The organism is Gillisia xinjiangensis (assembly GCF_046298265.1).
GTDB lineage: Bacteria > Bacteroidota > Bacteroidia > Flavobacteriales > Flavobacteriaceae > Gillisia > Gillisia xinjiangensis.
Window position 1 is genome coordinate 404,928 of the sequence record NZ_JBKAHK010000003.1, and the last position, 25,942, is coordinate 430,869.

Annotated in this window: 25 protein-coding genes; 5 read left to right on the forward strand and 20 right to left on the reverse strand. The window is 41.3% G+C overall.

The features are described 5' to 3' along the window. The first annotated feature begins 194 nt into the window (after positions 1 to 194). Positions 195 to 422, forward strand: a complete 228-nt coding sequence (locus ACKGJN_RS06850; protein WP_409538708.1) for a GIY-YIG nuclease family protein — start codon at positions 195 to 197, stop codon at positions 420 to 422. Between the two features lie 229 nt (positions 423 to 651). Here ACKGJN_RS06850 and ACKGJN_RS06855 read toward each other — a convergent pair whose 3' ends face one another. The 7 genes from ACKGJN_RS06855 to arsD all read right to left on the reverse strand — a co-directional run bounded on the left by ACKGJN_RS06855 (position 652) and on the right by arsD (position 8,630). Next, positions 652 to 2,337 carry a formate--tetrahydrofolate ligase gene (locus ACKGJN_RS06855; protein WP_409538709.1) on the reverse strand — a complete coding sequence of 562 codons (1,686 nt, stop codon included), beginning with the start codon at positions 2,335 to 2,337 and terminating at the stop codon, positions 652 to 654. A 640-nt stretch (positions 2,338 to 2,977) separates the two neighbouring features. Further along, positions 2,978 to 4,033: an ACR3 family arsenite efflux transporter gene (gene arsB, locus ACKGJN_RS06860; RefSeq protein WP_409538710.1), complete on the reverse strand. Its 1,056-nt coding sequence runs from the start codon at positions 4,031 to 4,033 to the stop codon at positions 2,978 to 2,980. Next, complete coding sequence (locus ACKGJN_RS06865; RefSeq protein ID WP_409538711.1) at positions 4,033 to 4,668, reverse strand: arsenate-mycothiol transferase ArsC; 636 nt, start codon at positions 4,666 to 4,668, stop codon at positions 4,033 to 4,035. The genes arsB and ACKGJN_RS06865 overlap by 1 nt, the downstream gene beginning before the upstream one ends. 34 nt (positions 4,669 to 4,702) lie before the next feature. Beyond that, entirely contained in the window at positions 4,703 to 5,581 is an 879-nt protein-coding gene (locus tag ACKGJN_RS06870; RefSeq protein WP_409538712.1) for an arsenite methyltransferase, read from the reverse strand. A 326-nt stretch (positions 5,582 to 5,907) separates the two neighbouring features. Beyond that, entirely contained in the window at positions 5,908 to 6,243 is a 336-nt protein-coding gene (locus ACKGJN_RS06875) for an ArsR/SmtB family transcription factor (RefSeq protein ID WP_409538713.1), read from the reverse strand. A 1-nt stretch (position 6,244) separates the two neighbouring features. Then, positions 6,245 to 8,032, reverse strand: coding sequence for an arsenical pump-driving ATPase (arsA, locus tag ACKGJN_RS06880; protein WP_409538714.1), 1,788 nt, complete (start codon positions 8,030 to 8,032; stop codon positions 6,245 to 6,247). A gap of 31 nt (positions 8,033 to 8,063) precedes the next feature. Beyond that, positions 8,064 to 8,630: an arsenite efflux transporter metallochaperone ArsD gene (gene arsD, locus ACKGJN_RS06885; RefSeq protein WP_409538715.1), complete on the reverse strand. Its 567-nt coding sequence runs from the start codon at positions 8,628 to 8,630 to the stop codon at positions 8,064 to 8,066. Between the two features lie 128 nt (positions 8,631 to 8,758). Here arsD and ACKGJN_RS06890 point away from each other — a divergent pair, with 128 nt between their 5' ends. From ACKGJN_RS06890 to lnt, 4 genes are all read left to right on the forward strand, one after another. Further along, complete coding sequence (locus ACKGJN_RS06890; RefSeq protein WP_409538716.1) at positions 8,759 to 9,043, forward strand: GIY-YIG nuclease family protein; 285 nt, start codon at positions 8,759 to 8,761, stop codon at positions 9,041 to 9,043. Positions 9,044 to 9,257: 214 nt separating this feature from the next. After that, positions 9,258 to 10,415, forward strand: coding sequence for a UDP-N-acetylglucosamine 2-epimerase (gene neuC, locus ACKGJN_RS06895; RefSeq protein WP_409538717.1), 1,158 nt, complete (start codon positions 9,258 to 9,260; stop codon positions 10,413 to 10,415). A gap of 540 nt (positions 10,416 to 10,955) precedes the next feature. Then, positions 10,956 to 11,645, forward strand: a complete 690-nt coding sequence (locus ACKGJN_RS06900) for an acylneuraminate cytidylyltransferase family protein (RefSeq protein ID WP_409538718.1) — start codon at positions 10,956 to 10,958, stop codon at positions 11,643 to 11,645. A gap of 527 nt (positions 11,646 to 12,172) precedes the next feature. Continuing rightward, complete coding sequence (gene lnt, locus ACKGJN_RS06905; RefSeq protein ID WP_409538719.1) at positions 12,173 to 13,759, forward strand: apolipoprotein N-acyltransferase; 1,587 nt, start codon at positions 12,173 to 12,175, stop codon at positions 13,757 to 13,759. A gap of 271 nt (positions 13,760 to 14,030) precedes the next feature. On the opposite strand, the gene ACKGJN_RS06910 is transcribed toward lnt, so the two are convergent. The 13 genes from ACKGJN_RS06910 to ACKGJN_RS06970 form a co-directional block, all read right to left on the reverse strand. Continuing rightward, positions 14,031 to 14,309, reverse strand: coding sequence for a Txe/YoeB family addiction module toxin (locus tag ACKGJN_RS06910; RefSeq protein ID WP_409538720.1), 279 nt, complete (start codon positions 14,307 to 14,309; stop codon positions 14,031 to 14,033). Then, positions 14,294 to 14,506, reverse strand: coding sequence for a DUF2683 family protein (locus tag ACKGJN_RS06915; RefSeq protein ID WP_409538722.1), 213 nt, complete (start codon positions 14,504 to 14,506; stop codon positions 14,294 to 14,296). The genes ACKGJN_RS06910 and ACKGJN_RS06915 overlap by 16 nt, the downstream gene beginning before the upstream one ends. A 655-nt stretch (positions 14,507 to 15,161) precedes the next feature. Further along, positions 15,162 to 15,491, reverse strand: coding sequence for a DUF5615 family PIN-like protein (locus tag ACKGJN_RS06920; RefSeq protein WP_409538723.1), 330 nt, complete (start codon positions 15,489 to 15,491; stop codon positions 15,162 to 15,164). A gap of 12 nt (positions 15,492 to 15,503) precedes the next feature. Further along, a complete protein-coding gene (locus tag ACKGJN_RS06925; RefSeq protein WP_409538724.1) occupies positions 15,504 to 15,725 on the reverse strand; it encodes a DUF433 domain-containing protein in 222 nt (73 codons plus the stop codon). A gap of 505 nt (positions 15,726 to 16,230) precedes the next feature. After that, positions 16,231 to 17,628, reverse strand: a complete 1,398-nt coding sequence (locus ACKGJN_RS06930; protein WP_409538725.1) for a sugar transferase — start codon at positions 17,626 to 17,628, stop codon at positions 16,231 to 16,233. 36 nt (positions 17,629 to 17,664) lie between these two features. Then, complete coding sequence (locus ACKGJN_RS06935) at positions 17,665 to 18,678, reverse strand: glycosyltransferase family 4 protein (RefSeq protein ID WP_409538726.1); 1,014 nt, start codon at positions 18,676 to 18,678, stop codon at positions 17,665 to 17,667. Next, positions 18,678 to 19,691: a glycosyltransferase family 4 protein gene (locus tag ACKGJN_RS06940; protein ID WP_409538727.1), complete on the reverse strand. Its 1,014-nt coding sequence runs from the start codon at positions 19,689 to 19,691 to the stop codon at positions 18,678 to 18,680. Before ACKGJN_RS06940 ends, ACKGJN_RS06935 begins: the two co-directional genes overlap by 1 nt. Continuing rightward, entirely contained in the window at positions 19,648 to 21,012 is a 1,365-nt protein-coding gene (locus ACKGJN_RS06945; RefSeq protein ID WP_409538728.1) for an O-antigen ligase family protein, read from the reverse strand. Before ACKGJN_RS06945 ends, ACKGJN_RS06940 begins: the two co-directional genes overlap by 44 nt. Continuing rightward, entirely contained in the window at positions 21,005 to 22,075 is a 1,071-nt protein-coding gene (locus tag ACKGJN_RS06950; protein ID WP_409538729.1) for a glycosyltransferase, read from the reverse strand. The genes ACKGJN_RS06945 and ACKGJN_RS06950 overlap by 8 nt, the downstream gene beginning before the upstream one ends. Before the next feature lie 764 nt (positions 22,076 to 22,839). Further along, on the reverse strand, positions 22,840 to 23,247 hold the full coding sequence (locus ACKGJN_RS06955; RefSeq protein WP_409538730.1) for an endonuclease domain-containing protein: 408 nt from the start codon (positions 23,245 to 23,247) through the stop codon (positions 22,840 to 22,842). 443 nt (positions 23,248 to 23,690) lie between these two features. Continuing rightward, on the reverse strand, positions 23,691 to 24,917 hold the full coding sequence (locus ACKGJN_RS06960) for a glycosyltransferase family 4 protein (protein WP_409538731.1): 1,227 nt from the start codon (positions 24,915 to 24,917) through the stop codon (positions 23,691 to 23,693). A gap of 5 nt (positions 24,918 to 24,922) precedes the next feature. Then, complete coding sequence (locus ACKGJN_RS06965) at positions 24,923 to 25,108, reverse strand: hypothetical protein (RefSeq protein WP_409538732.1); 186 nt, start codon at positions 25,106 to 25,108, stop codon at positions 24,923 to 24,925. Then, positions 25,099 to 25,914, reverse strand: a complete 816-nt coding sequence (locus ACKGJN_RS06970; RefSeq protein ID WP_409538733.1) for a glucosamine inositolphosphorylceramide transferase family protein — start codon at positions 25,912 to 25,914, stop codon at positions 25,099 to 25,101. The genes ACKGJN_RS06965 and ACKGJN_RS06970 overlap by 10 nt, the downstream gene beginning before the upstream one ends. Positions 25,915 to 25,942 lie beyond the last annotated feature (28 nt).

Consider the following 25,942-nt stretch of genomic DNA (forward strand, 5'->3'; position numbering starts at 1 on the left):
TTCCAATTGGTTTTCTTACCTAGAATCAAAAATGGGTTTTTATCAAGGCCTTGCCCCCTCCGCTAAAACTTCAGTGGCATGTAGACGGTGAATGCAGGTACATTTATGAATTATTTTCTTGAAATCCAGTAAAAAACTTAAAATCAGTATTTTGATTTATCTTCTTTTTCAATTGCAGATCTTAAGTTTTTAACATGACCTTACCTTTCGCTGTTTACATCTTATTGTGTCATGATGGAAAATACGATACAGGTTATACTGAAAATATTCAGCAAAGAATTCAATCACATAATAAAGGAGAAGTTAACTACCCCAAAACAAGATTACCGGTAACTCTGGTACATTTATCTCTATTTCCAGATAAGAAAAAAGCCTGCGATTTTGAACGCTATTTAAAAACAGGATCCGGAATAGCTTTTTGAAACAAAAGATTGCTCAATTTTAACACTTTTTGAGCGGATTTTTTTGCTTTAATCCGTCCGGAGCAAATGGACGGCAAAGCATAGCGGCATTTCCAACCTGGTAGCTCCCGAGGTTCTGCAAACCCTGAAATTTCACAAAACAGGACCATAATCCTAAATCACGAGGCTATTTTTTTGGTTACAATATCTGTGACAATTAATAATAAGTAATAGTAAATAGATCCTGCCTTTAAATTAGCCCCGAAATATTTCCCCCCAAATCTACTGTTATATTTTCTGAAGCAGGGTGCGCTGGCAATCCCGGCATTCGCATCATATCTCCGGTTATAGGGATAAGAAATCCGGCACCGGCAGCTATTTCAATTTCTCTAACATTTAGGGTGAATCCTTTTGGTCTTCCTAAAAGAAGAGGATCATCAGACAAAGATTTCTGAGTTTTGGCAATACATATTGGCAAGCCTTCCAGACCCAGATCTAAAATAGTCTTAAGATCTCGTTTGGCTTTTGGAGAAAAATCTACTTTTTCTGCACCATATATCTTTTTTGCAATAGTTTCGATTTTGGTTACCACATCCTGCTCCCATCGGTATAGGGGTTTAAATTCAGAATTGTTTTCTTCAATGGCTTCTATCACTTTAGAAGCCAGGTCAAGAGCTCCTTCACCTCCATTAGCCCAACCATCAGAAAGCGCCACTTTTACATTTAGTTTCCTGGCCAGATCAAAAATCACCTGTATCTCCTCATCGCTATCGCTGTAAAATTTATTGATGGCGATAACCGGAGTGATATTATATAATTTTGCATTTTCCAGATGTTTCTCAAGGTTAGGAAGCCCTTTTATTAAAGCATCTACATTAGGAATAGTGAGCGTATTTAAGGCTGCTCCTCCGTGATATTTGAGAGCCCTTATCGTGGCGATCATTACGACTACCTTTGGAGCCAGCCCGGCACTCTGACATTTAATATCAAGGAATTTTTCTGCACCAAGATCAAAGCCAAAACCAGCCTCGGTAACGGTGTAATCTGAAAGACTCATCCCCATTCGGGTTGCAATAACCGAGTTGGTTCCCTGCGCGATATTTGCAAAAGGACCTAAATGAATTATTGCAGGATTTCCTTCAATGGTTTGTACCAGATTAGGCTTAAGCGCATCCTTAAGCAAAGTTGCCATAGCACCTTCGGCATTAAGATCGCGGGCATAAATTGGTTTTTTATTGAATGTATAACCAATAAAAATATTTCCTAAACGCCCCTTTAGATCGTCCAGGTTTTCTGTGAGACACATGATCGCCATGATCTCTGAAGCTGCGGTAATATCAAAACCACTTTCCCTTGGAATTCCCGAACCTGTTCCTCCAAGGCCTATAACAATATTCCTCAGTGAACGGTCATTGATGTCCATCACTCTTTTTAAAGTAACAGTACGGGGGTCTATTCCCAGATTATTGGTTTTTGATTGAATATTGTTGTCAACTAAAGCAGCAAGCAGGTTGTGTGCCTTTTCAATTGCCGAAAAATCTCCTGTGAAATGAAGATTGATATCTTCCATGGGAAGTACCTGAGAAAAACCTCCTCCTGTAGCACCTCCTTTAATTCCAAATACCGGACCTAAAGAGGGTTCACGTAAAACTACTGTGGTCTTCTTTCCAAGCCGGTTTAAGGCTTCCGAAAGTCCTATGGAAACGGTTGTCTTTCCTTCCCCTGCCGGCGTGGGTGAAATAGCAGATACCAGGATCAGGTTGCTGTTCTTCACCTTTCCCTTATCAATTCTTGAAAGCGGAAGCTTGGCTTTATATTTTCCGTACATTTCAATTTCTTCGGAATCAAGTCCAAGTTTTCGGGCAATTTCAGTAATGGGTTTTAATTCGATTTTTTGGGCAATTTCAAGGTCGGAAAGTGGCGTAGTGGTTATCATTTATTTCTTGCTTTTAATTACTCAAAATTACATTCTATACCTACTTTGAAAAATGATAGGTATCAGGTTATATTAAATTATTCAAACGTTTTCGGAAGTTCACATTGCCTGGAATCCAGTTTTCGCAGGTTATTTTGCTTAGCATTATTAATTGCACTTTACTCTTAAATAACTTTTTCAGCAAGATATCGCTGTAAGGCATAGATATCTATACTTTTATTAAAGCGTTTGCTAACACTTGGCGCATTTTCACTAGAAATTCAGATTATTAATGCTGCATCCAAATCAAAAAATCCCGTCAGTTATTTTCAACTGAACGGGAATTTTATTTTTAGACATCGCCGGCGCAAAGCAATCGGGAAATTCCATTTGCAGAATGGGAGTGTGCCAGATTAATAATACAGCTTCATTAATTTTTTATAAACTTTTTAAAGATGCTTTTAGAAAAAATCGATAAAATCATTCTTATTTAATTTGTTAAAAGCCGACAAATTCGGGCAGCATATTTTTCCCTTCCTGCAATGCCCAAGTTTATAAATTTTGGACTTTCCTCATATAATTAGCCTCGTAAGCTTAATGTTTACGAGGCTATTCATGTTTAGGTAATTCATCTAACTTCTGTACAAAAACTATCCGCTTTTCATACCTCCTGCTCTTTAGCATCTACCTCATACCTGTTTTTATTTGCATAAGCCACCAGGGAAAGCATAACCGGCACTTCTACTAAAACGCCTACCACGCAAACCAAAGCCGCAGGACTTTGCAGCCCAAAAAGGCCGATTGCCACCGCCACAGAAAGTTCAAAGAAATTACTGGCTCCAATCATCGCAGCCGGTGCGCATACGGGATGAGTTAATTTTAGTTTCTTCCCGGCAAACCAGGTGGCAAAAAAGATAACGTAGGTTTGAATGATCAAAGGCACCGCTATCAGAAAAATAATCAGCGGATTATTAAGAATATTCTCCCCCTGAAAAGCAAAAAGCAACACCAGGGTAAGTAAAAGGGCAATGATACTCAGTGGCTTCAATTTTGGCAAAAAATCTGATTTAAACCAATCTGCCCCGCGTTTTCTAATGAGTAAATTACTGGTAAGTATTCCTGCTATCAAAGGAATCACCACATAAATCAGGATACTAAGAATAAGGGTTTCATAAGGCACAACAACATCTGTAATTCCCAGCAGCAAGCCTACTATGGGTACAAATGCCACCAAAATAATTAGATCGTTGACAGATACCTGCATTAAGGTGTAATTAGGATCCCCATCGGTTAAATAAGACCACACAAAAACCATGGCGGTACAGGGCGCCGCTCCCAATATAATAGCCCCGGCAATATATTCTCCCGCAAGGGCCGGTTCTATAAATGCCGCAAATATTTTGGTGAAAAAGATCCAGGCAAAAAATGCCATGGTAAAAGGTTTTACCAGCCAATTCATCACCAATGTTAAAATAATCCCTTTTGGTCGCTTCCCAATTTGCTTTATACTGGTAAAATCTATTTGAAGCATCATAGGGTAGATCATCATCCAGATGAGGATTGCTATGGGTATGTTTACCTGGTAAATTTCCCAGGTGCTCATAAGCTGCATCGCATCCCCGGCAATATATCCGATAAAAATTCCGCCTGCTATACACAGTGCCACCCATAAACTGAGGTATTTTTCAAAAAATGCGATTTCCTTTTTAGTTGCCATTAGTTTAATTTAATTTCTGAAAAAACATATTTTAATTCGGTTGCGATCTGTGTGCTGCGCTCCAGGTATTTTTGGTTTTGCTCTGCTGTTCCATCAAAAGCTTTCGGATCGTCATAAGTAACCGGGATTCGCTTTTCGGCTCCGGCAATAAACGGACAACCGGCATCAGCCTGGGAACAGGTCATAACAGCTGCAAATCCAAATGCCGGATTAAAGGCATTGTCAAAGGTTTTTGAAAAGCCAATGACAGGATGGGCATTTTCGGCGAATTTTATGCTGTACACCGGATTCTTTTCTTCGGAAAGTTTTGTGATCTTAAAACCTTGTTGTTCCAAAGTTTCTGCAGCTTTAGGGAATAGTGCGGTTGCTTCTGTGCCTCCCGAATAGCAGAATACATTCGGAATCTTATAATGCGCCGCCAAAGCCTGGGCCCACACCTGGGACAGATGGCTTCTGCGGGAATTGTGGGTGCAAATGAAATTCAGCCTCACCTGCTGTTGGTTTGTTATTTTTTCCTGAATATATTCAACAAGGGGTTGAAGGATATTCTTTCTTTCTTCTGAAATAGAATTGAAATCTAAAGCTGTGATGCTTTCTTCAATTTTTCCGAAGAGATCATTATTGGTTTCGGTCATTTTTTTTGGAAGTTAGTGATAGTCAATAATTTGTTTAACAGCAGCCTGAAGTATTCACCGGACCGCAGCAACTGCTTTGAATTTCAATTGCATCGGTTACGGATTTTAAAGGTTTTATTCCCGGTTTTTGTGCAAAAACCGTAATGCTGAAGATTCCCGTTGTCCCTTTTTTGAAATCTTCCTTTTCAGTAGGATCCAGGTAGCGATCCAATAATTCATCTGGTATTATGATGGGTTTTTCCTTTTGAATGCTGATGTTCTGAAACCCGGTTTTCCTGATATGATCCAGATACACCTCTTTCTGGATCGCCCCTGCAACACAACCTGCATACATTTCGGCATCAGATTTTAATTTCTCGGGAAGATCTCCCACAAGCACAATATCAGAAATGCTAAAATGTCCTCCGGGTTTTAAACTGCGGTATATTTCTTTGATCACCTTTTCCTTATCAGGCACCAGGTTGAGCACGCAGTTGCTAACAATAACATCGGCCACATCATTGGAAACAGGCATATTTTCAATATCTCCCTGGCGGAATTCCACATTGTTGAAGCGAAGTTTTTCCGCATTGCTCCGGGCCTTGTTGATCATAGCTTCCGTAAAATCTATACCGATCACTTTCCCTGTTCCGCCGGTTTCATGCCGGGCAATAAAACAGTCATTTCCGGCACCAGATCCCAGATCTATCACTGTATCGCCTTTTTGAATTTTAGCAAATTGGGTTGGAAGGCCACAACCTAACCCCAAATCGGCATCGGAAGTATAACCTTGCACTTCCGAATAATCATCAGTCATAATATTGTAGACTTCGGGAACACCCGGAGCGCTTCCGCAGCAGGAAATATTTTCTCCCTGTGCAATCTCAGCATATTTTTCCTGAACAATCTTTTTAAGTTCTTCTGAAGTTTTCATATTTGTTTTTTTTTAATAAAGTCTTCTGAAAAAATGAAAATCACATTTAAATATTATACTTATCCGTTTTAAAACCTAAAAACAGTTTTTGTCCCCCTGAGCCTTTCGACTGGCTCAAGACAGGCTCTGTCGAAGGGTCAAACAAAAACGTCTCGACTGCGCTCGACGTGACATGTTTAGTTCAATTTTGCCTTTTGGGTCTCCTTACAGATATTCAACTATATGTTTATCAGTTAATTAAATCAAAACTTTTTTCTTGGCTCCTGCAGTTACGCCAAATGAGGAACGATCCTGACTCTTTCCCGGATATTACTGATTTCAATAAATCAACAATCTGTACAGCAGGTGGGTGACTGAAAGCTTTCAAAAAGATCACCAAAAAGGCCTCTTATCTCCGCCCATCTTTCAGGATTGATACAATAACTTACAGAAACACCTTCTATGGTTCCCTGTATGATCCCGCTGTTTTTAAGCTCCCTTAAATGCTGACTAACCGTAGCTTGTGCCAGGCCGAGTTCCTCCACTAAATGTCCGTTGAAACAGGTATTGGATTTCAGCAAATATTCAATGATAGCTACCCGTGCCGGATGTGCAAAAACCTTGGCAATATTGGCCAGTTCATTTTGTTTTTCTGTAAAAAGATCGGTTTTGGTTACGCCCATTTTAATGTGTTTTTTCAAGTTGATTCTCGCTGTAAAAATTCAGTAAAGCGGGTAATAATTCCTCTTTTGGCAAATATGGGATCCCATAGATCCTTTGGGTCAGAGAATTTTCAATCGTTCGAATTACTTCCCCTTCGGCCCGCGCCCTGCTCCTTAGCAAGGGATCTTTAATCGCTGCCTGCATGGACAAACTTTGGTTCACTACCCACGCATAAGGAGTGATTCCGGCTCTTTTCAGGTCTTCCTGTAAAGCCGCAGCCTCCCGCATAGGAGTAGTTTCAGGAAGTGATACCAGTATAACTTTGGAGAGACTGCCATCCTGCAAGGACATATAAGGAGTCCGTATCCCGGCAGTATTCATTTCTGTATTTCGCATGATCTCGCGATGATAACTTCCCGCGGTGTCCAGCAGCAATAGGGTATGCCCGGTAGGAGCGGTATCAATTACCACAAATTTTCGTTTGGCCTGCTGTATGGCTTTGGAAAAAGCGTGAAAAACAGCCACTTCCTCGGTACATGGAGACTTCAGGTCTTCCAAAAGCAGTTTTTTTCCTGCTTCGTCCAGGTTGCCTCCTTTTTGTCCTAGCACCTTATCGGTGTAGCGCTGGGTTTCCACTTTCGGATCAATGCGGTCTATTGTAATGTTTGCAGGCAATTCTCCCAACTGGTCTATAAAATCCTGAACATGGGCAGCAGGATCGGTAGTGGTGAGATGCACCTCAAAACCTTTCCGCGCTATCATGATAGCCAGTGCCGAGGCCGTGATGGTTTTACCAACTCCTCCTTTGCCCATCGTCATTATTAGTCCGTGATCCTGGGCTGCGGTAAGATCATTTACCAGTTCATCGATCCCTTTTAAAAACGGATTTGTTTCTTTTGCTTCTGAAAGTTTTTCCTCCACAACTTTTTCCTGCAGTTTTTCATCGAGCAGGGAGCGGAGTTTTTGAATTCCCAGCACATTATACGGCAATAGCGGAAATTGCTGTTGTTCTAAATCTCTAAGGTTTTGCGGAATAGACTCCAGTTGTTTTTCTGCAATTTCTTCCATTTTAACCGCAAAATCATCGCTGTGGTCCAGTGCCTTAAAAACGCCGTTGATCAATAATTTCTGATTGTTCAACCCCAGTTCTTTCAACTCTTCACTGGTTCGGGAAGCTTCTTTTAGAGAAGAGCGTTCTGCCCGGGAAACCAGATAAAAAGTAGTTTGGTTAGCATCTCTTAAAGTCTCCACCACTTTATTATAGCGGTCCTGACTGCTCTTTAAGGCTGAAGTTGGCCCAAGGCAGGAAGCCCCGTCGGGATTTTCTTCAGAAAAAGATGCCCAGGCAGCGGGTAACTCCAGCAATCTTAAAGTATGCCCTGTAGGAGCGGTGTCAAAGATGATCACATCAAAATTTCCGCCTTCGCTTTCCCCCGAAATAAAGCGTGAAAACTCATCAAATGAAGCGATCTCGGTGGTGCAGGCTCCGGAAAGCTCTTCCTTCATTTTCTTTATTTCAGCTTCGGGAAGTATATCCTTTAAAGGTTCGGTTACCCTGTTGCGGTACTCATCTGCTGAAATTTCCGGATTGATATTGATGGCCGAAAGATTTTCAAGTAAGTTTACCGGAGCTATTTTTTCGGTTACAGGACTGTTGAGCACATCCTGAAGGTTGGAAGCAGGATCGGTACTTACAAGAAGGACTTGCTTCCCTTCATCGGCCATTTTTACAGCGGTGGCGCAGGATAGTGAAGTTTTCCCTACCCCGCCCTTGCCGGTAAAAAACAAATATTGTGTGTGCATTTTCATATTCTGGCATTTTAAAATTAACCCGTCCGCTCTAACAACAACCCGAATTGGGCGCGCATGAACCGGCAGCAGGCTGCAGTTCTCCCAACAGGCTGTTGGCTTGCTGGATCACTTTCTGACTAAGGGAATTCCTTGCATCATTCCCAATATTCATGGCGTCTGCAATCTCCTGAATTTCAATACCCAGCGCCTTTGCCTGGGCAACATACGCTTTCAGGGAGCTTTCATTGGATACAGCAATGGCAGCACCTATCCCTATAAGAATGGCTGTTTTTCCAGCCGATTGCTCATGTAATTCAGAGCCTTCTAAAAGCTCCGGCCACTCCTCTTTTGAAGGATAATCTCCCGTTTTTACCAGTACATTATCGACCAGGATATAGGGAAGGGAATCCACGCCCTCTTTTTGTAATTTTTCTATAGCCGCAGGATACTCCTTAAAAGCAGCACCATCATTGGAGATATTATGGCGGTTCACTTCATATCCAAGGGATTTCAGCCATTTTACATTCGCTGCGGTTTGCACCAAAGCATCATCTACATCGGGACCGCATACTCCTGTACTACAGCATAAAGCGGGATCTAATATGGTTATTTTCATTTGAAAAATATTTATTATTTTATAACATTGCAATATTACGATATAATGATTGAATATTCAAAACTTTTATAAGTTATTAACGTCATTGCAAAGCGTGGCAATCTCATTTTCTTTCCGTAATTTAAATTATGAAAAAATCCTGGGTATACATAACCACCAATAAACATCACACCGTGCTTTATGCAGGGGTTACCTCCAACCTTACCCAAAGAATTCATCAACATAAAAACAAGCACTTTAAAGGATTTACTTCTAAATATAATTCTGATAAATTGATTTATTATAAGGAGTTTACAAGCATTATAGAAGCAATCAAATATGAGAAAAATTTAAAAGCAGGTAGCAGGGCGAAAAAAGAAAAACTCATTAATGAAATGAACCCACAATGGAAGGATTTGTTTGATGGATGGTGAGCATACTCACATGAGGATGCTTCATTCATGAGATTGCTTCAGTCGCTAAAACACTCCTTCGCAATGACAGTTCCTCACAAGTCATAGTGAGCAATGCGCGGCAATCTCCACATTTTTTCTACTAATCAACCTCCAATTATTCTCAAGTAAGATCTTTTTCCTTTATTTGTTAATCCGCTACCTTTAACAGCGAAAGTCAGCAAACCTTAAACGCATGAGCAAACGTAAAATATGTGTAGTTGTTACTGCACGCCCTTCCTACAGCCGGATAAAATCTGCCTTAACCGCCATTCAGGAGCATCCCGATCTTGAATTACAACTTGTCATCGCTGGCTCGGCTTTGCTGGATCGCTATGGAAATGCGGTAGATTTTATCGAAAAGGACGGGTTTCCAATTGCCGCTAAAGTTTTTATGGTATTGGAAGGGGAAAATCCTACCACTATGGCAAAAACCACCGGACTGGGAGTGATGGAACTCACCAACGTTTTTTACAATTTAAAGCCCGATGCGGTGATCACCATCGCCGACAGGTTTGAGACCATCGCAACTTCCATCGCTGCTGCGTATCAAAATATCCCACTGGTGCATATTCAGGGCGGGGAAGTGACCGGTAGCATAGACGAGAAAGTACGACATGCAAACACCAAGCTCGCCGATCTCCATTTAGTGTGTAGTGAAGATGCACGTGAAAGGGTGATCAAACTCGGAGAAATCCCGGAGCACGTGATCAACACCGGTTGCCCATCTATCGACCTGGCAAAAGAAATTTCAGAATATCCTTATCTGGATTTTGATCCGCTGCAAAAATACGGTGGTGTGGGCGCTAAACTGGACTGGAAAAATGGCTATATCGTGGTGATGCAACACCCGGTTACCACAGAATATAAAGAATCAAAGAAACACATTCAGGAAACCCTGAAAGCTGTAAAAGCGCTTAATTACCCGGCTTTCTGGTTCTGGCCCAATGTAGATGCCGGATCTGACGGCACTTCCAACGGAATAAGAGCCTTCCGCGAACTGGAACAACCGGAAAACATCCATTTTTTTAAAAATATGGAACCCACAGACTTCCTGAAACTGCTGAATAGCTCAAAAGCCTTGATTGGAAATTCCAGCGCTGGCCTTCGGGAATGCGCCTATCTTGGATTACCGGTAATAAACATAGGGAACCGACAATTCCGAAGGAGCCGTGCAGGAAATGTAACCGATGTAGCCTATAATCAGGCTGAAATAGAACAGGCAGTGAAAAATGCGATTGCTACCGAAAAATTTGAAAGTTCAACGATATACGGAAATGGAGATGCGGGAGTTAAAATTGCCGGGATCCTGGCAACAGTGAACCTCACCTACAGCAAGACAATTTCATATTAAAGTATTGAGTATTGAGTATTGAAAAAACAAAAATAACATTCGTGCATTCGTGGCTAAAAAACAGTTTGTTTTCTGCAAATCCCGGACTATCAGGAGCGAAATCTGCGGGGGATAGAAAACAAGTACTATTGAAAATTAAAATAGAGAAAAAACAAAAGAAACATTCGTGCATTCGTGGCTAAAAAACAGGTTGTTTTCTGCAAATCCCGGACTATCAGGAGCGAAATCTGCGGGGGATAGAAAACAAGTACTATTGAAAATTAAAATAGAGAAAAAACAAAAGAAACATTCGTGCATTCGTGGCTAAAAAACAGGTTGTTTTCTGCAAATCCCGGACTATCAGGAGCGAAATCTGCGGGGGATAGAAAACAAGTACTATTGAAAATTAAAATAGAGAAAAAACAAAAGAAACATTCGTGCATTTGTGGCTAAAAAACAGTTTGTTTTCTGCGAAGTTCAGCGAGATCTGCGGGAGATAAAAAAAACAAGCACCATTGAATATTAAAGTTTAAGCAGAAAACCCTAAACAGAAAACCAAAAATGAGGATACTTGGTATTATCCCTGCCCGAGGAGGCAGCAAAGGAATTCCCGGAAAGAACATAAAACTCCTGGCGGGGAAACCGCTGCTGGAATATACTTTTGAATCGGCTAAAGCCTCTGCTTTACTTTCCCGGGTGATCCTGAGCACGGATGATCCTGAAATAATCCGCACAGCAGAAAAAATTGGTCTGGAAGTTCCTTTTATCAGACCCGGAAATTTAGCCGAAGACACAACCACAAGTCTGGAAGTGGTAAAACACGCGCTGGAAACTTTGAAACTGAATGGAGATGAATATGATGCCGTTTGTTTGCTGCAACCCACTACCCCGTTCCGCCATCAGGGATTGATCGATTCTGCCATCAAGAAATTCACCGAAGGAAATTTTGATTCCCTGATCTCGGTTCGGGAAGTCCCGGCCGATTTCAATCCGCATTGGGTTTTTGAGGAGAAAGATGGAAAACTCCAAATCGCAACCGGAGAACAGGAAATCATTCCCCGTAGGCAGGAATTACCAAAGACCTACCACAGGGATGGAGCGATCTACATCACAAAAACTTCCGTTCTAACCAATCAAAATTCCCTTTATGGAAAGCATATCGGCTTTATAAATACCACCGGAAGTCCGTATGTAAATATCGATATTCCCAAGGATTGGGAAGAAGCGGAACAATTGATTAAGTTTCTTTAAAGCGGGAACGTCTTTGCGAGCGCAGCGCGGCAATCTCATGTCATTGCGAGCGAAGCACGGCAATCCCAACTCCTCGCGAGCGTAGCGCAGCAAACACGTCATTGCGAGCGTAGCGCGGCAACCAAACGTCATTGAGCGAAGCCCGGCAATCTCACGTCATTGCGAGCACAGTGAAGCAATCCCGTCCTCACCAACGAAGCACAGCAATCCCCCCTCCTTAGGAGGTGGCCGGGGGGAGGCATTTTTCCCCTTTTTTTGCCAGTGTAGAAAACCTTCTGCGTTAAAAATTTTCGAAGCCTTGGAGAAAATTTAGCAGAAGGTTTTCGGTTTTTTGGTGGTGCGGGAAGCAACACCGAAAAAACACCTTCAAAAAAAGTGTCCTTTTTTTGGTTCGTTTTTTTGGACAAGCAAAAAAATGAACAAAATATGTTCTTACCCTGAATGCCGAAGATGGGGGCCGGGGGAAGGAATTCAAAAAAATATGGCTAATAAAAAACAGTTTCCTATTTTTGAGGAGATTTTAAAACATGAAGAACCTCTTATATGCGATTTTAACCGGAATCCTCCTCGCGGCAGCCTGGCCAACCTTCGGATTTCCGCTCCTGCTTTTTGCAGCTTTTGTGCCTTTGATGTATGCCGAATTCAAAATAAGGAATTCCAAAAAAAAATATTTAAAACTGAAGATCTTCGCAGCTTCTTACCTCAGCTTTTTTCTCTGGAACCTGCTCACCACCTACTGGCTTTATTTCTCCACCCCTTTTGGCGGCGCTTTTGCCATTTTGGTGAACTCCCTGCTGATGGCCGGGATTTTTCTGCTCTATCACATAGTAGCAAAAAGAAGCGATTTTAAAGCAGCTTCTGCCTTTTTTATCGCTATCTGGATCGTATTTGAAAAAGTCCACCTGGGATGGGAATTTTCCTGGCCCTGGCTTAACCTTGGAAATGCCTTTTCCGACTATCACAACTGGGTGCAATGGTATGAATATACCGGCGCTTTCGGGGGAACTCTATGGGTATTGCTGGTAAATGTTGCTATTTTTAAAATCATACTGGCCTGGAAAGAATTCGGAAAAAAAGAGATCCTCCTTCGGGGACTCCTGAAAATATCCGCTTTTATCGCGATACCCATCGCCATCTCCTATCTTATCCGTTCAAATTATACCGAAAGCACCCAAACCCTGGAGGCGGTTATCCTGCAGCCAAATATCAATCCCTACACCGAAAAATACAACACCAACGACACCCGCATTGGAGAGTTGCTGCTGAAGCTAAGCGCTGAAAAGGTCACTGAAACCACCGATATCCTCGTAGCTCCGGAAACCGTCTTTGCCGATGGCACCGTGCTTTCCAATTTTCCCAGATCTGAAGCTGCGTTCTACGGAAGGCAACACATCGAAAAATATCCTTCGATAAATTTCCTTAGCGGAATCTCCTTTTTCGAACGCTTTCAGGATCCCGAACTGGTAAGAAAACAAAGCAATTTTATAGGGCCGAATGACTGGTACAATGATTACAATTCGGCATTTATGATGAATGCTGAAATTCCGAAACAACTCTATCATAAATCCAAACTGGTAGTTGGGGTAGAGAACTTTCCGTATAAGGATATCCTGAAACCCATCCTGGGCGATATCATGATCGACCTTGGCGGAACCGTGGCCATGAAAACCACTCAGGAGGACAGGAGCGTATTTCAGCTCAATAATTCCTACGCCACAGCCCCGATTATTTGTTATGAGTCGGTGTACGGGGAATATGTAACCGGATATGTTCGCAATGGCGCCAACTTCCTCACCATCATCACCAACGATGCCTGGTGGGGAGATTCTCAGGGCCATAAGCAACACCTCAGCTACGCAAAGCTACGCGCGATAGAATCCCGCCGGTCCATCGTCAGAAGCGCCAATACCGGCATCTCTGCCTTCATTAATGAAAAGGGAGATATCGTTAAAAGTCTGGGCTATGAAGAACAGGGAAGCATAAAAAACAATGTCACCCTGAACACAGGAGAAACCTTTTATGTGAAATATGGCGATTACATAGCGCGTATTTCGCAGCTGCTTGCATTGTTCCTGTTTTTATTCGCAGTGGTTAAGTATAAGAGAAGAAGCTAGGTTGGGATTCGTTGACTCGTGAATTCGTGAAATCGGGATTCGGGATTTGGGATTCGGGGTGCGCTTTCATGAGTGTGCTTCATTCATGAGATTGCTTCAGTCGCTGAAACGCTCCTTCGCAATGACAGTTCCTTACACGTCAATGCGAGCTCAGCGCGGCAACCCCACGTCATTGCGAGCGCAACGTGGCCAACCGTCATTGCGATCAAGTTTTATTTGTGATGGTAAAAAAACCTTTTGGAATTAAAACTGAAAACAGAATTTGTAGTGGTTATTTTTCATAATGTCCCATTGCAGAGAGGATAAGCACGGTTACCTTTTCCTGATAAACCTTGTAAATAAGGCGATCCTTTTTATTAATGCGGCGGGACCAATACCCGGTAAGGTCATACTTCAAAGCTTCTGGTTTGCCGGTACCTTCATAAGGCGTTGTAGAGAGTTCCTTAAGTATTTTTCCAAGCTTTTTAATACTGGTTTTATTCCCGGACTTTTTATGCGCTTTAAGTTCTCTTATAGCGAGAGGCGCAAGCTCTACTATAAATTTTCCCATACATTATCAGGGTTTAGCCTCGGTAATTTAGCACCACTGGCACTTCTTTCCCTGGCTTTTATTTTTTTTACAAAATTTTTATCGTAAGGGCTTTCTTCTATAATTTTAACACCTTTTTCTTCTTTTGAAAACAGTCGGGCAACCTCGAGCAGGGCTTTTCCTGCCTTTGTACGTTCATTTATCTCTATGGTTATCATATTGATGCCTTTTTCACAAATATAGCAAAAATCGTGCGTAAAAAACCGTGGAGAACGATTGAGAAATCTGACGCAGTCATTTCGAAATGAGCCTGTCATTGCGACCCTGATTTTTGGTTCGGGAGAAGCAATCTGGCGATTGAGAAATCTCCAACATGATTAAACCTCCCGCCAACATGAGATTGCTTCAGTCGCTGAACGCTCCTTCGCAATGACAGCTCCTCACACGTCATTTCGAGCGAAGCGAGGCAATCGGAACCCCAAAACATGATAAAAACTACCACGTCATTGCGAGCGAAGCGCGGCAATCTCACGTCATTGCGAGCGCAGCGTGGCAATCTCATTTTCTTTCCGTAATTTCAATTATGAAAAAATACTGGGTCTACATAACTACCAATAAACACCACACCGTGCTTTATGCGATTTGTTTGATGAAAGGTAAGCACATCCAAATGAGTGTGCTCCATTCTTGGTCGCTGAAACGCTCCTTCGCAATGACAGTTCCAACCCCGTCATTGCGAGCGAAGCGAAGCAATCCCACGTCATTACGTTCGTGACAATCCCCCTCCTTCGGAGGGGGCCGAGGGGAGGATTTTAACTATGATCCCGAAACGTCCGGATTGGGTGGAATTTAAAAAATTAACAATTCGGAATGTTAATCAATTTCTAAACATGCAATATTTTTAAGAACAGGATTTAAGATAAAATCTGCAATAAGTTCCCGTTTATCGATAAATAATTTTTCGAGGTTTATGGTGGTTGTATTCCCTGTCCTTAACCAAATTATTTTTGGCGGATGCCCTTTTAAGTTTGCAATGTCAAAAAAATCTGCATCAAAAGTAACTATGGTGAAGTAATTAACCCTGGCATATTCCCAGATTTGTAAGTCAGTTGAATTCTCCAGGTTTAGTTCCTTTACCTGTTTTTGCTTCAGGATATTGAATTTCAATTTTTCGAAGAAGCCGAAAGGAGATATTTTGGTCAAATAATAATTTCATCAGGCCACTCTAATCTTGTGCTCCCTATCAGCAGCATAAGCCAGACAAGCCTGAATTTGTATTTCTGTGAGTTCCGGGAAATCAAGTTGTATTTCCTGAGCACTCATTCCATTGGCAAACCAGCTAAGAACATCATAAACAGAAATTCTGGTTCCGGTCAAATAAGGCTTTCCAAACCTCACATTAGGGTCTATTGAGATATATTTTTTATAGTCTATCATTTTTTCATCTATTGTTGCTAAAGTTACAAAATTTAGACAAGTGGAAAGCGAAAAAAAATTAAGTAACAAGAACCAGTCATCAGGAAATAAGTAAATCTCCTTCTCCCTGTCATCTGAGTTTATCACAGGAAGAGCCGAGGTAATACGTGATATTTCTCGTCGCTTTATTCCTATACTTTAAAAAATTCAGCATAAAAATTAAATCCTTGAGGCAACCTAATTTCAATTTCAAAACCGCTCGCTCGAAATGACAGTTTTCAACAATGGCGTAGCTCAGCAACCGTGGCGTAGCGAACATAATTGCGACCCCGATTTTTGGATCGTGGTAGGCAAATGAAACCCCCTACATGATTAAACCTCCCGCCAACATGAGATTGCTTCAGTCGCTGAAAAAGCTCCTTCGCAATAACTGTTCTCACCGGCGCGGCAAACGGAGCGTAGCGAACGTAATTGCAAGCGCAGCGCAGCAATCTTAACTTTTTAACTTTTTAACTTTCCAACTTCGTCACTGCCCCCTATAAAACAGCACCGTACTAAAAGTCTTAACCAGAATATTCAAATCCAGGAAAAGCCCACGGTGTTTGATATAATAAAGATCATACTGCAGCTTTTCCATGCTGTCATCATGGCTCGACCCATAATTCGCCATAACCTGCGCCCAGCCGGTAAGTCCGGGTTTCACGATATGCCTGGTTTTATAGAAGGGGATTATTTCTGAAAGCTCCTTCACAAACACCTCCCGCTCCGGCCTGGGGCCTATAATGCTCATCTCGCCTTTTAAGATGTTATAGAACTGCGGAAATTCATCCAGCCGGGTGCGGCGAAGGAATCTTCCGAATCTCGTGATACGGGGATCATTCTTCTCTGCCCACTGCGGACCGTTTAATTCTGAATTCTTCGGCATCGTCCTGAATTTCAGAATATTGAAACTTTGCGCATTCTGACCTATCCGCTCCTGCGAGTAAAACAAACTTCCCCGGTTCCCAAATAAATTTCCTAACCAGATAAAGGGGATGAACAGGATGCACATCATCAAACCAATCAGACTAAAAAGCACATCGAACACCCGGTTAAAGAACAGGTAAAACTTGTTCTGGTTGCTTCGGTTAAAAAGGAAAAATTTATAAAAATCCTTGCCCACGTGATGCACGGGAACACGGTAGGTAATATCTTCATATACCTGCGTATAATCTTTTATGGAAAAGCCCTCTATCAAGAGATTATTCAGCTCTTTCAGAAGATCAAGCGTCAGGCCGCGGTTTCGGGAATTGGAGCCCGCTACCACGATTTCGTTGATATGTTCATCTTTCAGGACCTTTCTTATTTCTTCGGAAGGATATTCCTTAAGGCCTGCAGCTATCGAGAAATTATCCCCGTTTCCGGTATTTACGAATCCGATGATCGCATAATTTGGATCCGACTTCTGAAGGGCTTTAACCATCAGGATCAGTTCTGCGGCATCACCAATCAGCAATACGCGTTTATGAAATCTCGCCGAAGAGATCAGGGTGATATAGGCATACCTCCATAGCAACAGCGCGGCGGTTATAGTAATAAAAAAGAACAGCAGTTGCACCCGGTTATCCGGCAGGCTGGGCGTAAAAAACGGGGTCAGCATAAAAAACAGCACGGTGACCGAAGAAGTGAGTATCACATTCTTAACCACGATCTCAAATTTTCCGGCTTTTTGAAGGTGATAAAGTTCGAAGATACTGGCGAAAACGCTCAGATAGGTCACCAATACTGCGATCCAGACTAAGTTATAGTTATTGATCTGTAAATATCTCAGGTCAAAAATAATCCCGACCAGACTAAGCAGAAAAACCACCACGAACATATCCATAAACCGCAAAAGGACTTTACGTTCAGAAATATCAAAATGTAGGATGGATTTTTTAGACATTTCTTTGGTGAAATTGAGCTCTAAAGGTAAAAATTTTCAGGAAAGAAGTTCCTTCCATGGACGTTTTATCACCTCCCAGTCAAAACTTTCTGCAGTTTCCCTTGCATTCGCTGCTATAGCTAGTGCAGCCTCGGCATTGTTCATCAAGTATTCCACCGCCTTTGCCATAGCTTCAGCATCATTTGGCGGCACCAGCATTCCGGTCTTTCCGTCTTCAATTAGAAAAGGGATCCCGCCCACATTGGTGGAAACCACCGGCAATCCCAGTGCCATAGCTTCAAGTACGCTCACCGGCGTATTGTCGATATGCGTGCTATTCAGGAAAATATCACAGTTTGAAGCCAGGGCTTTCCATTGCTGCTTCTTCAGCTTCCCGGTAAAGCTCACCGGCAAATTGCGTTCTTCGGCATACTTCCGGCAATCGCTTAAACTGCCATCCTTATCCGGTCCCACCATTTTCAAAGCTGCTTCCGGGTGATCTTTCAACAGGATCTCCAGGGTTTGCAATGCCAGCATGGGGTTGTATATCGCATCAAAAGCACGCACCCATAAAAGTTCAGGCCTCAGGTGCTTTCGCGTTTTAAACCTGTAGGTGTTTATATAAAGCGGATTGGGGAGATACCGCACATTGGAAAACCCGAGTTGCTCCACTTCCTCTTTTAAATACAGGGAAGGGGAAATAACCATATAGGCATTCCCGAATAACTTCTTTATAGCCTCCGGGGAGCTTCTAAATCTGTTTTTCAAATCCCCGCCATGAAGGATAGGGATGTATTTTTTTCTAAATAATTTCGCCAGCCGACTTACAACAACCGCATACCAGAAGTTCTGGGTGCTGTAAACATCTATAAGCACCAGGTCCACGCTTCGGAAATGCCAGATGAAAGAACCTACCATATGCCCCAGGCGAAGTAATTTATTTTTGAAATGCGAAGCGGAGTAGATCTTGAATCCTTCTTTCTGAAGGCCTTTTTTTAATGCATTATGCGCCGTAGGATTGCTCCTGCGATCTGAAAGTTTATTGCCGATATATAAAAGCCGGTTCTTCATCACCGAAGCAAACTATTCCACTTCTCCTTCACCTGTTCCCAGTCGAAGGCCATCACCTTTTCCCTGGCATTTTTTGTGATCTCCAGCGTTCTTTCAGGATTTTTTAATAGGCGCTCCACCGCCAGGAACATCGCCTGTTCGTCTGCGGGAGGAACCAAAAGCCCGTCTTTTCCATCTTCCACAAGATCCTGCATCCCTCCCACTTTGGTGGAAACAACGCCAAGCCCCAAAGCCATCGCCTCTATCACGCTAATTGGCGTATTATCTATATTGGTGGTATTCAGGAAAATATCATACTCCTCAGAAAGCTTCGCCCATTCCTTCTTTTTAAGTTTCCCCGGAAAACTGACATTAAGTTCATGCTTTTCTGCATAGGCTTTACATCGGGCCATAGAACCGTCTTTTTCCGGGCCTACCATACACAATGCTGCTTCCGGATATTCCGCCTTTAGCAACTTTAAGACCTTTAGTGCCAGCATAGGATTGTACCTCCCCTGGAACCTCCGCACCCATAATAACCTGGGAGCAAAAACAGTTCTGGGTTTATAGCTGTATTTTTTTAATTCTATGGAATTCGGGATGATTTGCAGGTTGGTGAATCCGGCATTTTTAAAAATCCTGTAGAGATAATTGGAAGGAGCTACATTCATTTTAGCCTTTCCGAAGAGATTTTTGCTCAGTTTTTTATTTTCCTGAAGCCGCTCCGGCAAATTTCCGCCGTGAAGGATGGGAATATAATCCAGCTTGTAGAACTGGCAGGCTTTGGCTACCAGGTAGGCATAATAAAAATTCATCGCCCCATAGGTATCTATCAGGACGAGTTCGGTGGCTTTATGATGTTTTACTATCATTCCCAGCATCTCCAGCAGCCGCAGGGCTTTGTTGCTCTTGTTGGAAGCCGTGCGCACCGCATACCCCTCCTTTTTAAGCACCTTGCTGAAAAAGGAAATATAGGTGGCCGTAAAACTGTTAAGTACTAAGTCGTTTCCTATGTACAGGATCCTTTTTTTCATCTACAATATATAATAATGCCAGCCCATACACAAAGGCTGGCAAGGCAATTCTCATAGCCGAGTGGTTGATGGTTAAAAACCAGAAGGCCACAAAAGCCAGGAAATAATAGTTATTTTTAAACTTGGACCAGAATAATACAGGGACAAATATAAGTATAAGTAAAGCAAAAACACCCAGCAATCCGTGTTCCGATAATAAACGGCTTATTTCGTTATGGGAGGCAATGTCAATACCTAAATTTTCCTGCCGGTATTCATAACCCTTACCAACTCCAATTCCAATAAAAGGATGCTTATAAAACGCAATTAATTCGGTAGTAACCAACTCAACTCTTCCTGTTGTGATATCGTCCTTTAATACTCCGGCTGCATCCCTGTTTTCATACCTGTTTTCAATAAGACCAAAAGTTTTTATCGAGGAGAAGATCCAGATCAAAGAAACCGAAACCACAAGCAGGATCATTTTAAAATTGGTCCTGGTTTGCTCTTTTCTGTCCTGTTTGTAATAAAATAACACCAGAAAAGCTGTTATACAAATTAATGCTGTAAAAACCCCTCCCCGGGAAAATGTGATCACCGCCCTGTAACCCATCATCCCCAATAGAACAAGATCAATGATATTGATGAGTTTATTTTTGACGGTGAACAGGCGCGTTACCAGCAAAAAAGCTCCGAGTCCAAAAACCGTAGAGATCTGATTAGGACCATATCCTCCCGTTGCTGCATAATTTCCGGACAGACTTATAAGTCCTTGCTGTAAAGTAGGGGTATATAAATACAGGTAAAACATTTGGGATATTAGAGGCAGCAGTAACATTAACAGCACTTTTTGAAAATCTTCCTTTTTGATCTTTTTATAATAACAATAAAGCGCAGTAATACCCAATGCTACCGGACCGCTGAGATTAAACGCAATAGCCTTGCGGAAGTCTGTCTCAAGGCTCATTGTAATGGAAGCTACGATTATTCCGGGAATAAGTATCATAAGATACGTCCAGAATGGAACGGTTTTAGAAGACGTGCCTTTAAAAAACATCCCGATCACCAGGAAAACAATCACCATGTATTTCCCTGTTTCATAAAAAACCATCCCTCCGGTCATCCTGAAATATACTTCGGCACCCGCAATATAGGCAGCTCCCATTAAAGCTTCATTATTCCGGTTCTCATTTTGAATGGTGATAAAAAGAAAATAGGCCAGCGCACCAAACATAATAAGAGTTGAAGCTGGCCGGTATACATAGATAAGAAATGCCAACCCAAAATGGATAACCAGGAGGTTGATATATAATTTGTTCGTGTTGTGTTCTTTATTAATCACTTTCCAGAAAGTTCATATATTTTTTTAGCACCCCTTTTTCAGAATAATTCTTTTTCACTTCTTGCTGAAACAGTTTAGCTTCCTTTTTCATTTTCAACCTATCATCAAGATAAGCTGAAATCCCTTGATAGAGCATTTTTGAATTTTCCTTCCCTACAATTTTACCATAATTATTGATCACAGCTGCACATTGTCCAACATTTGTGCATAGCACCGGCAAGCCTGCAATTCCATATTCCAGCAATGCCAAAGCTAAACCTTCAGATCGGGATGGAAGCACCCCAAGATCCGCCTGCTGAAGTAAAGGTATTATTTCCGGCTGACTTCCATAATAATGAATTTTATGACTAACAGGGGAGCTTTCAATTTCTTTTAAAACAGAAGCTGAATAATCAGTTCCCGGGTCTTCACCAATAAGATGTAAACTAACCGCCAGATTCTTATCTAAAAGCTCAAATGCCCTCAATAAATTTAAATGATCCTTTTGTGGTCGTAAATTGGCTACACAAATTATTTTGAAAGCTGTGGAACTGCCTTTTAATTTTATAGCAACAAGGCCAGTGTTTTCCACCTTCGGAATAAAATTCTTTAATTCAATAACATTTTTACACTGCAATTCTTCAACCGCCCAATTTTTTAAAGCTGTATTTACCGAAATGATCCCGGCAAATAAACGGGAAAATCTCTTCAAGACCTTAAACTCCCTTTTCTCAAGAAACTCACTTTCTCCGTAATGATCATGCCATATCAGTTTAAAGCTCCCTCCGCTCAATTTAAGCAAACCTGCCAGGAAATAAGAAGTGCTGTGCGCGTGTACAATAGTTATATTATTTTCTTTAATATAAAGCCTCAATTTTAAAATCGCCCTGGGATCCAGGCTGGATCTCTTATTCAGGAAAACATAACCCACTTCCGGTTTCAGCTGGGCTTTCAACATTCCCTCACGCCTTGTACAACACAAATAAGAACCTTCCACGTAAGGCAGCAACCCGTTGGCAATATTCACCGCCATCTTCTCTGCCCCGCCGGGACGTAAACTATCTATTAATTGTAGTACTCTCATCCCACACCCCCGCCTCTCCCAAAGGGAAAGGAACTTTTTTTATTTAATTTATTACCAGATTCCAATATAATTAAATTTGTTGATCAAACTACCTTTTCCGATTTACCGCAAACCTTAATTAATTCTCATTCCGATTTAGTATTTTTATTGTGCTTTACCCCTCCCGACCATTCGGGACTTAAGGGAGGCGAAAAAAAGCATTCAATTTCACCGGAAACCTTCTTCCCCTTTAGGGGTGCAGGGGTGAACTAAAATCATATTTCTTAACTCTTTTCCACCTTACCACAAACCTTAATTAATTCTCATTCCGATTTAGTATTTTTATTGTGCTTTACCCCCCGCCCTAAAGGGTGCAGAAAAATTCTAACTTTGTATTTCTTTTTACTTCTAAAGATCCAGTTCCCCTTTAGGGGTGCAGGGGTCAAACGAAATCATAATACTCAACTCTTTTTCCCGCTTTACCGCAAACCTTAATTAATTCTCACTCCGATTTAGTATTTTTATTGTGCTTTACCCCCCGCCCTAAAGGGTGCAGAAAAATTCTAACTTTGTATTTCTTTTTACTTCTAAAGATCCAGTTCCCCTTTAGGGGTGCAGGGGTCAAACGAAATCATAATACTCAACTCTTTTTCCCGCTTTACCGCAAACCTTAATTAATTCTCACTCCGATTTAGTATTTTTATTGTGCTTTACCCCCCGCCCTAAAGGGTGCAGAAAAATTCTAACTTTGTATTTCTTTTTACTTCTAAAGATCCAGTTCCCCTTTAGGGGTGCAGGGGTGAGCCGAGATCTATTTTTTCCTCAATTCTCCTAACTACAAATTCGATATTTTCAAACACCTCATCATTGGTAAATCTAATTATTTCTAATTCCTGAAATTTTAATATTTCACTCCTCTCTTCGTCCAGTATCTTTTGCTCCTTTGAATCGTGGTAACCGCCGTCTATTTCAATTATCAATTTTAATTTATGACAATAAAAATCTACAATATAAATATGAATAGGGTGTTGTCTTCTAAACTTGAATCCTTTTAGTTGATTATTTTTTAGTTTTTCCCAAAGTAATTTTTCAGCATCAGTCATATTATCCCTTAAAAATTTTGCCTTTGCAAAACTATCTAAAGGAGCTCCCTTAAACATACTTTCATCGTGATATAAGTGGTCTTTCTTCATTAACGCCTAACTTTTTACTCTTTTCCCGCTTTACCCCAACCCTAAAGGGAGGCGGAAAAAGTATTTAGTTTAACCGGAATATTTATTCCCCCTTTAGGGGCGCAGGGGTCAAACGAAATCATAATACTCAACTCTTTTTTCCGCTTTACCGCAAACCTTAATTAATTCTCACTCCGATTTAGTATTTTTATTGTGCTTTACCCCCCGCCCTAAAGGGTGCAGAAAAATTCTAACTTCGATTCTAATCTGAAATTCTCCGAAAATCTCCTTCCCCTTTAGGGGTGCCGGGGTGAACCAAAATAATGTTACACCTCTTTACTCTTTTTCCGCTATACCCCTCCCTAAAGGGCGGCGGAAAAAAGTATTCAGTTTAACCGGAATCCTAATTCCCCTTTAGGGGCGCAGGGGTGAACCAAAAACTTAATACTCAACCCTTTTCCTTTTTATTCCTTATTTGAGTCGTATAAAATTTTCTTTATCCCCTCCTCAAATTTTTCAAGAGTATACTCCTGACTCCACTCCTGCCCAGCCAAAGACATCCGTTTCATCTTCTCCGGATCTTTTATTAGTTCGAGTATTTTTTCCACTGTCTCATTTAACACATCCCGACTATCCTTTCGCCTCATCCCATTGTACATTTTCAACTCTTCTCCCTTTTCTAAATCCGGAATAAGAATTCCTCTTTCGGTAATAGTAACAACTCTAGCTCCCCCATCGGGGGCGGGGGGGGCTTTGAGCATCCACGGCACACAGGAAACAGAAGTTACAACCGGAACACACCCAAAAAACATAGTCTCCGCCACCGCCTTTGGCCAGCCTTCCGATTGTGATGCCAGGATCAAAAAATGCGAGGCCTTATAAACTTCTTTCAGTTCTTCCAGCTTAATACTTCCCATAAGGCTTACAAACGGCTCCAGGTTTTTTGTGTTAATGTATTCCTGCAACTCGTTTCTCAGCACCCCGCTACCGTAAATCTCTAGTTTTGCCGGAATGCCTTTTCCCATAAGGGCTTCAATGAATTTAATGGCAAATAATGGTCTTTTCCCAGCCGACAAACTGCCTACAAAAATGAATTTGCACGGGGAAGTAAAATCTTTTTCTATTTTTATTTTTTCAGTTTCAGAAAAACTCGCTGTAAAAAATGGCAGAATATTCTTTGACTGATTTGGCCATTCCCCGTATACCAACACCTTTATATTTTTGCTGAGAAAAGTATTGCTTAATATCCACTTTTGCATTCTGTAACTCCAGGGTTGCTTGGAATTAGGATCCCAGTTCCCGGCATATTTTACGGTTTTTGGTTTTTGCGGAAAAAAGATCTGTACTAAACACGCTAATAATCCAATATTTCCCGGGCACCGTAAATGGATATGGTCTGCCCGTTTCATTACTCTAGCGATCTTGTAAAAAGTAAAGGGTAAATAAACTAGTGTCTTAAGTGCTTCTTTAAAAGTGGTTAAAGACGTTTCCGGAATCTCGTGGAATTCTGCTGGAGCTATATAATAAGCACTCTCTATAGGACTCGGAATTTTATCCTTCCGAGGTGCCAGTAAGAGAAATTTTGAGGTTAATTTCAACCAGATATTCATTTCCCTTATATAGGGTTCATAAGAGTAATATTTACCCTTATGATCCTTATGCAAAATATAAGTTATAACTCCAAAATTCATTTGATTTATCTAAAATAATTGTAGATATCTAAAAGATTGAACTTTATTGTCCTTTTATATTGAAACTCCCTTTCGTCGTAATTTCTATCACCATCATAAACAAAGTAATATCCGTTATCTAGTTCCTGTATATCCAGATGATGCATTCCCCTGTTAAACCATTGAATTTCCTGTTGCGGACCTAAATACATCTTTTCCGAAATCTTAAATTCCAGCCGGTCGTTTTGGGTTTCCAGTTTATAAAGGGAGATCCCCGTGCCGTAACCCAAAGTTCCGTTTTGCAGGGGAAGGTACCAGTTATCGTCCACTTTAAAAAACCGGCCACCCGGCCGGGTCTCATTGCCCATCGCTGTTTGTAATTTTTTGCTTCGGTCCAGCTGCCGTTCAGGGAATCGGCTGTAAACATATATTGTTTTAGATCGTTATCAACGGCCACGATCAAATTTAATTCCTCGCTTAACAGCAGGGAAGGATCTTTTAAACCCCTGTTTTTAATAAGGGTATCGCTGATTCTCCAATCATAGGGAAAATTTTCTGCCTTATACAACAAAACCTGGTTGGAACCCTTGGTTTCCGGCAACATATAAAATTCCCCTTTGTGATTAAAAACCTGCGGAAAGGAAAGATGAAAATCTTCATCCAAAACAATTCCTTTGTATCGGTAATTTTCCCCATCGGTGGAGGTCAACAAGGCAATATTTGCATTTCCTTCTCCTTTCAGTTCCACAAAAAGATAAAACACACCATCCTCCTTGATATAAAAAGGATCTGCTATATAATCAATTCCTTCAGGTATGAGACTGTCAAAGGATTTATAGGTAATTATATTTTCAGGTTTTACATCTATAGTCGAGAATAACTCAGAAGAACCTGAAAAACCAACAGACCAATTACCCACAGAAGGAGTTACAAATGGGTATCGGTAATTGAAAATTATCAGGATTAAAATCACTATAAGAGCTATGATTCCAAAAATAAAATAGATCTTCTTCTTCATATTAACTCTGTACTTTCGGTTTCTTCAG

Coding starts and splice junctions, on each gene's coding strand:
- ACKGJN_RS06875 (WP_409538713.1), bottom strand. CDS start 6,243: ATGGGCGTAACCAAAACCGATCTTTTTACAGAAAAACAAAATGAACTG.
- arsD (WP_409538715.1), bottom strand. CDS start 8,630: ATGAAAATAACCATATTAGATCCCGCTTTATGCTGTAGTACAGGAGTA.
- ACKGJN_RS06850 (WP_409538708.1), top strand. CDS start 195: ATGACCTTACCTTTCGCTGTTTACATCTTATTGTGTCATGATGGAAAA.
- ACKGJN_RS06865 (WP_409538711.1), bottom strand. CDS start 4,668: ATGACCGAAACCAATAATGATCTCTTCGGAAAAATTGAAGAAAGCATC.
- ACKGJN_RS06925 (WP_409538724.1), bottom strand. CDS start 15,725: ATGATAGACTATAAAAAATATATCTCAATAGACCCTAATGTGAGGTTT.
- ACKGJN_RS06900 (WP_409538718.1), top strand. CDS start 10,956: ATGAGGATACTTGGTATTATCCCTGCCCGAGGAGGCAGCAAAGGAATT.
- ACKGJN_RS06930 (WP_409538725.1), bottom strand. CDS start 17,628: ATGTCTAAAAAATCCATCCTACATTTTGATATTTCTGAACGTAAAGTC.
- ACKGJN_RS06870 (WP_409538712.1), bottom strand. CDS start 5,581: ATGAAAACTTCAGAAGAACTTAAAAAGATTGTTCAGGAAAAATATGCT.
- ACKGJN_RS06950 (WP_409538729.1), bottom strand. CDS start 22,075: ATGAGAGTACTACAATTAATAGATAGTTTACGTCCCGGCGGGGCAGAG.
- ACKGJN_RS06935 (WP_409538726.1), bottom strand. CDS start 18,678: ATGAAGAACCGGCTTTTATATATCGGCAATAAACTTTCAGATCGCAGG.
- ACKGJN_RS06890 (WP_409538716.1), top strand. CDS start 8,759: ATGAAAAAATCCTGGGTATACATAACCACCAATAAACATCACACCGTG.
- neuC (WP_409538717.1), top strand. CDS start 9,258: ATGAGCAAACGTAAAATATGTGTAGTTGTTACTGCACGCCCTTCCTAC.
- ACKGJN_RS06910 (WP_409538720.1), bottom strand. CDS start 14,309: ATGGGAAAATTTATAGTAGAGCTTGCGCCTCTCGCTATAAGAGAACTT.
- ACKGJN_RS06965 (WP_409538732.1), bottom strand. CDS start 25,108: ATGTATTTAGGTCCGCAACAGGAAATTCAATGGTTTAACAGGGGAATG.
- ACKGJN_RS06915 (WP_409538722.1), bottom strand. CDS start 14,506: ATGATAACCATAGAGATAAATGAACGTACAAAGGCAGGAAAAGCCCTG.
- ACKGJN_RS06955 (WP_409538730.1), bottom strand. CDS start 23,247: ATGAAGAAAGACCACTTATATCACGATGAAAGTATGTTTAAGGGAGCT.
- ACKGJN_RS06970 (WP_409538733.1), bottom strand. CDS start 25,914: ATGAAGAAGAAGATCTATTTTATTTTTGGAATCATAGCTCTTATAGTG.
- ACKGJN_RS06940 (WP_409538727.1), bottom strand. CDS start 19,691: ATGAAAAAAAGGATCCTGTACATAGGAAACGACTTAGTACTTAACAGT.
- arsA (WP_409538714.1), bottom strand. CDS start 8,032: ATGAAAATGCACACACAATATTTGTTTTTTACCGGCAAGGGCGGGGTA.
- arsB (WP_409538710.1), bottom strand. CDS start 4,033: ATGGCAACTAAAAAGGAAATCGCATTTTTTGAAAAATACCTCAGTTTA.
- ACKGJN_RS06855 (WP_409538709.1), bottom strand. CDS start 2,337: ATGATAACCACTACGCCACTTTCCGACCTTGAAATTGCCCAAAAAATC.
- lnt (WP_409538719.1), top strand. CDS start 12,173: ATGAAGAACCTCTTATATGCGATTTTAACCGGAATCCTCCTCGCGGCA.
- ACKGJN_RS06960 (WP_409538731.1), bottom strand. CDS start 24,917: ATGAATTTTGGAGTTATAACTTATATTTTGCATAAGGATCATAAGGGT.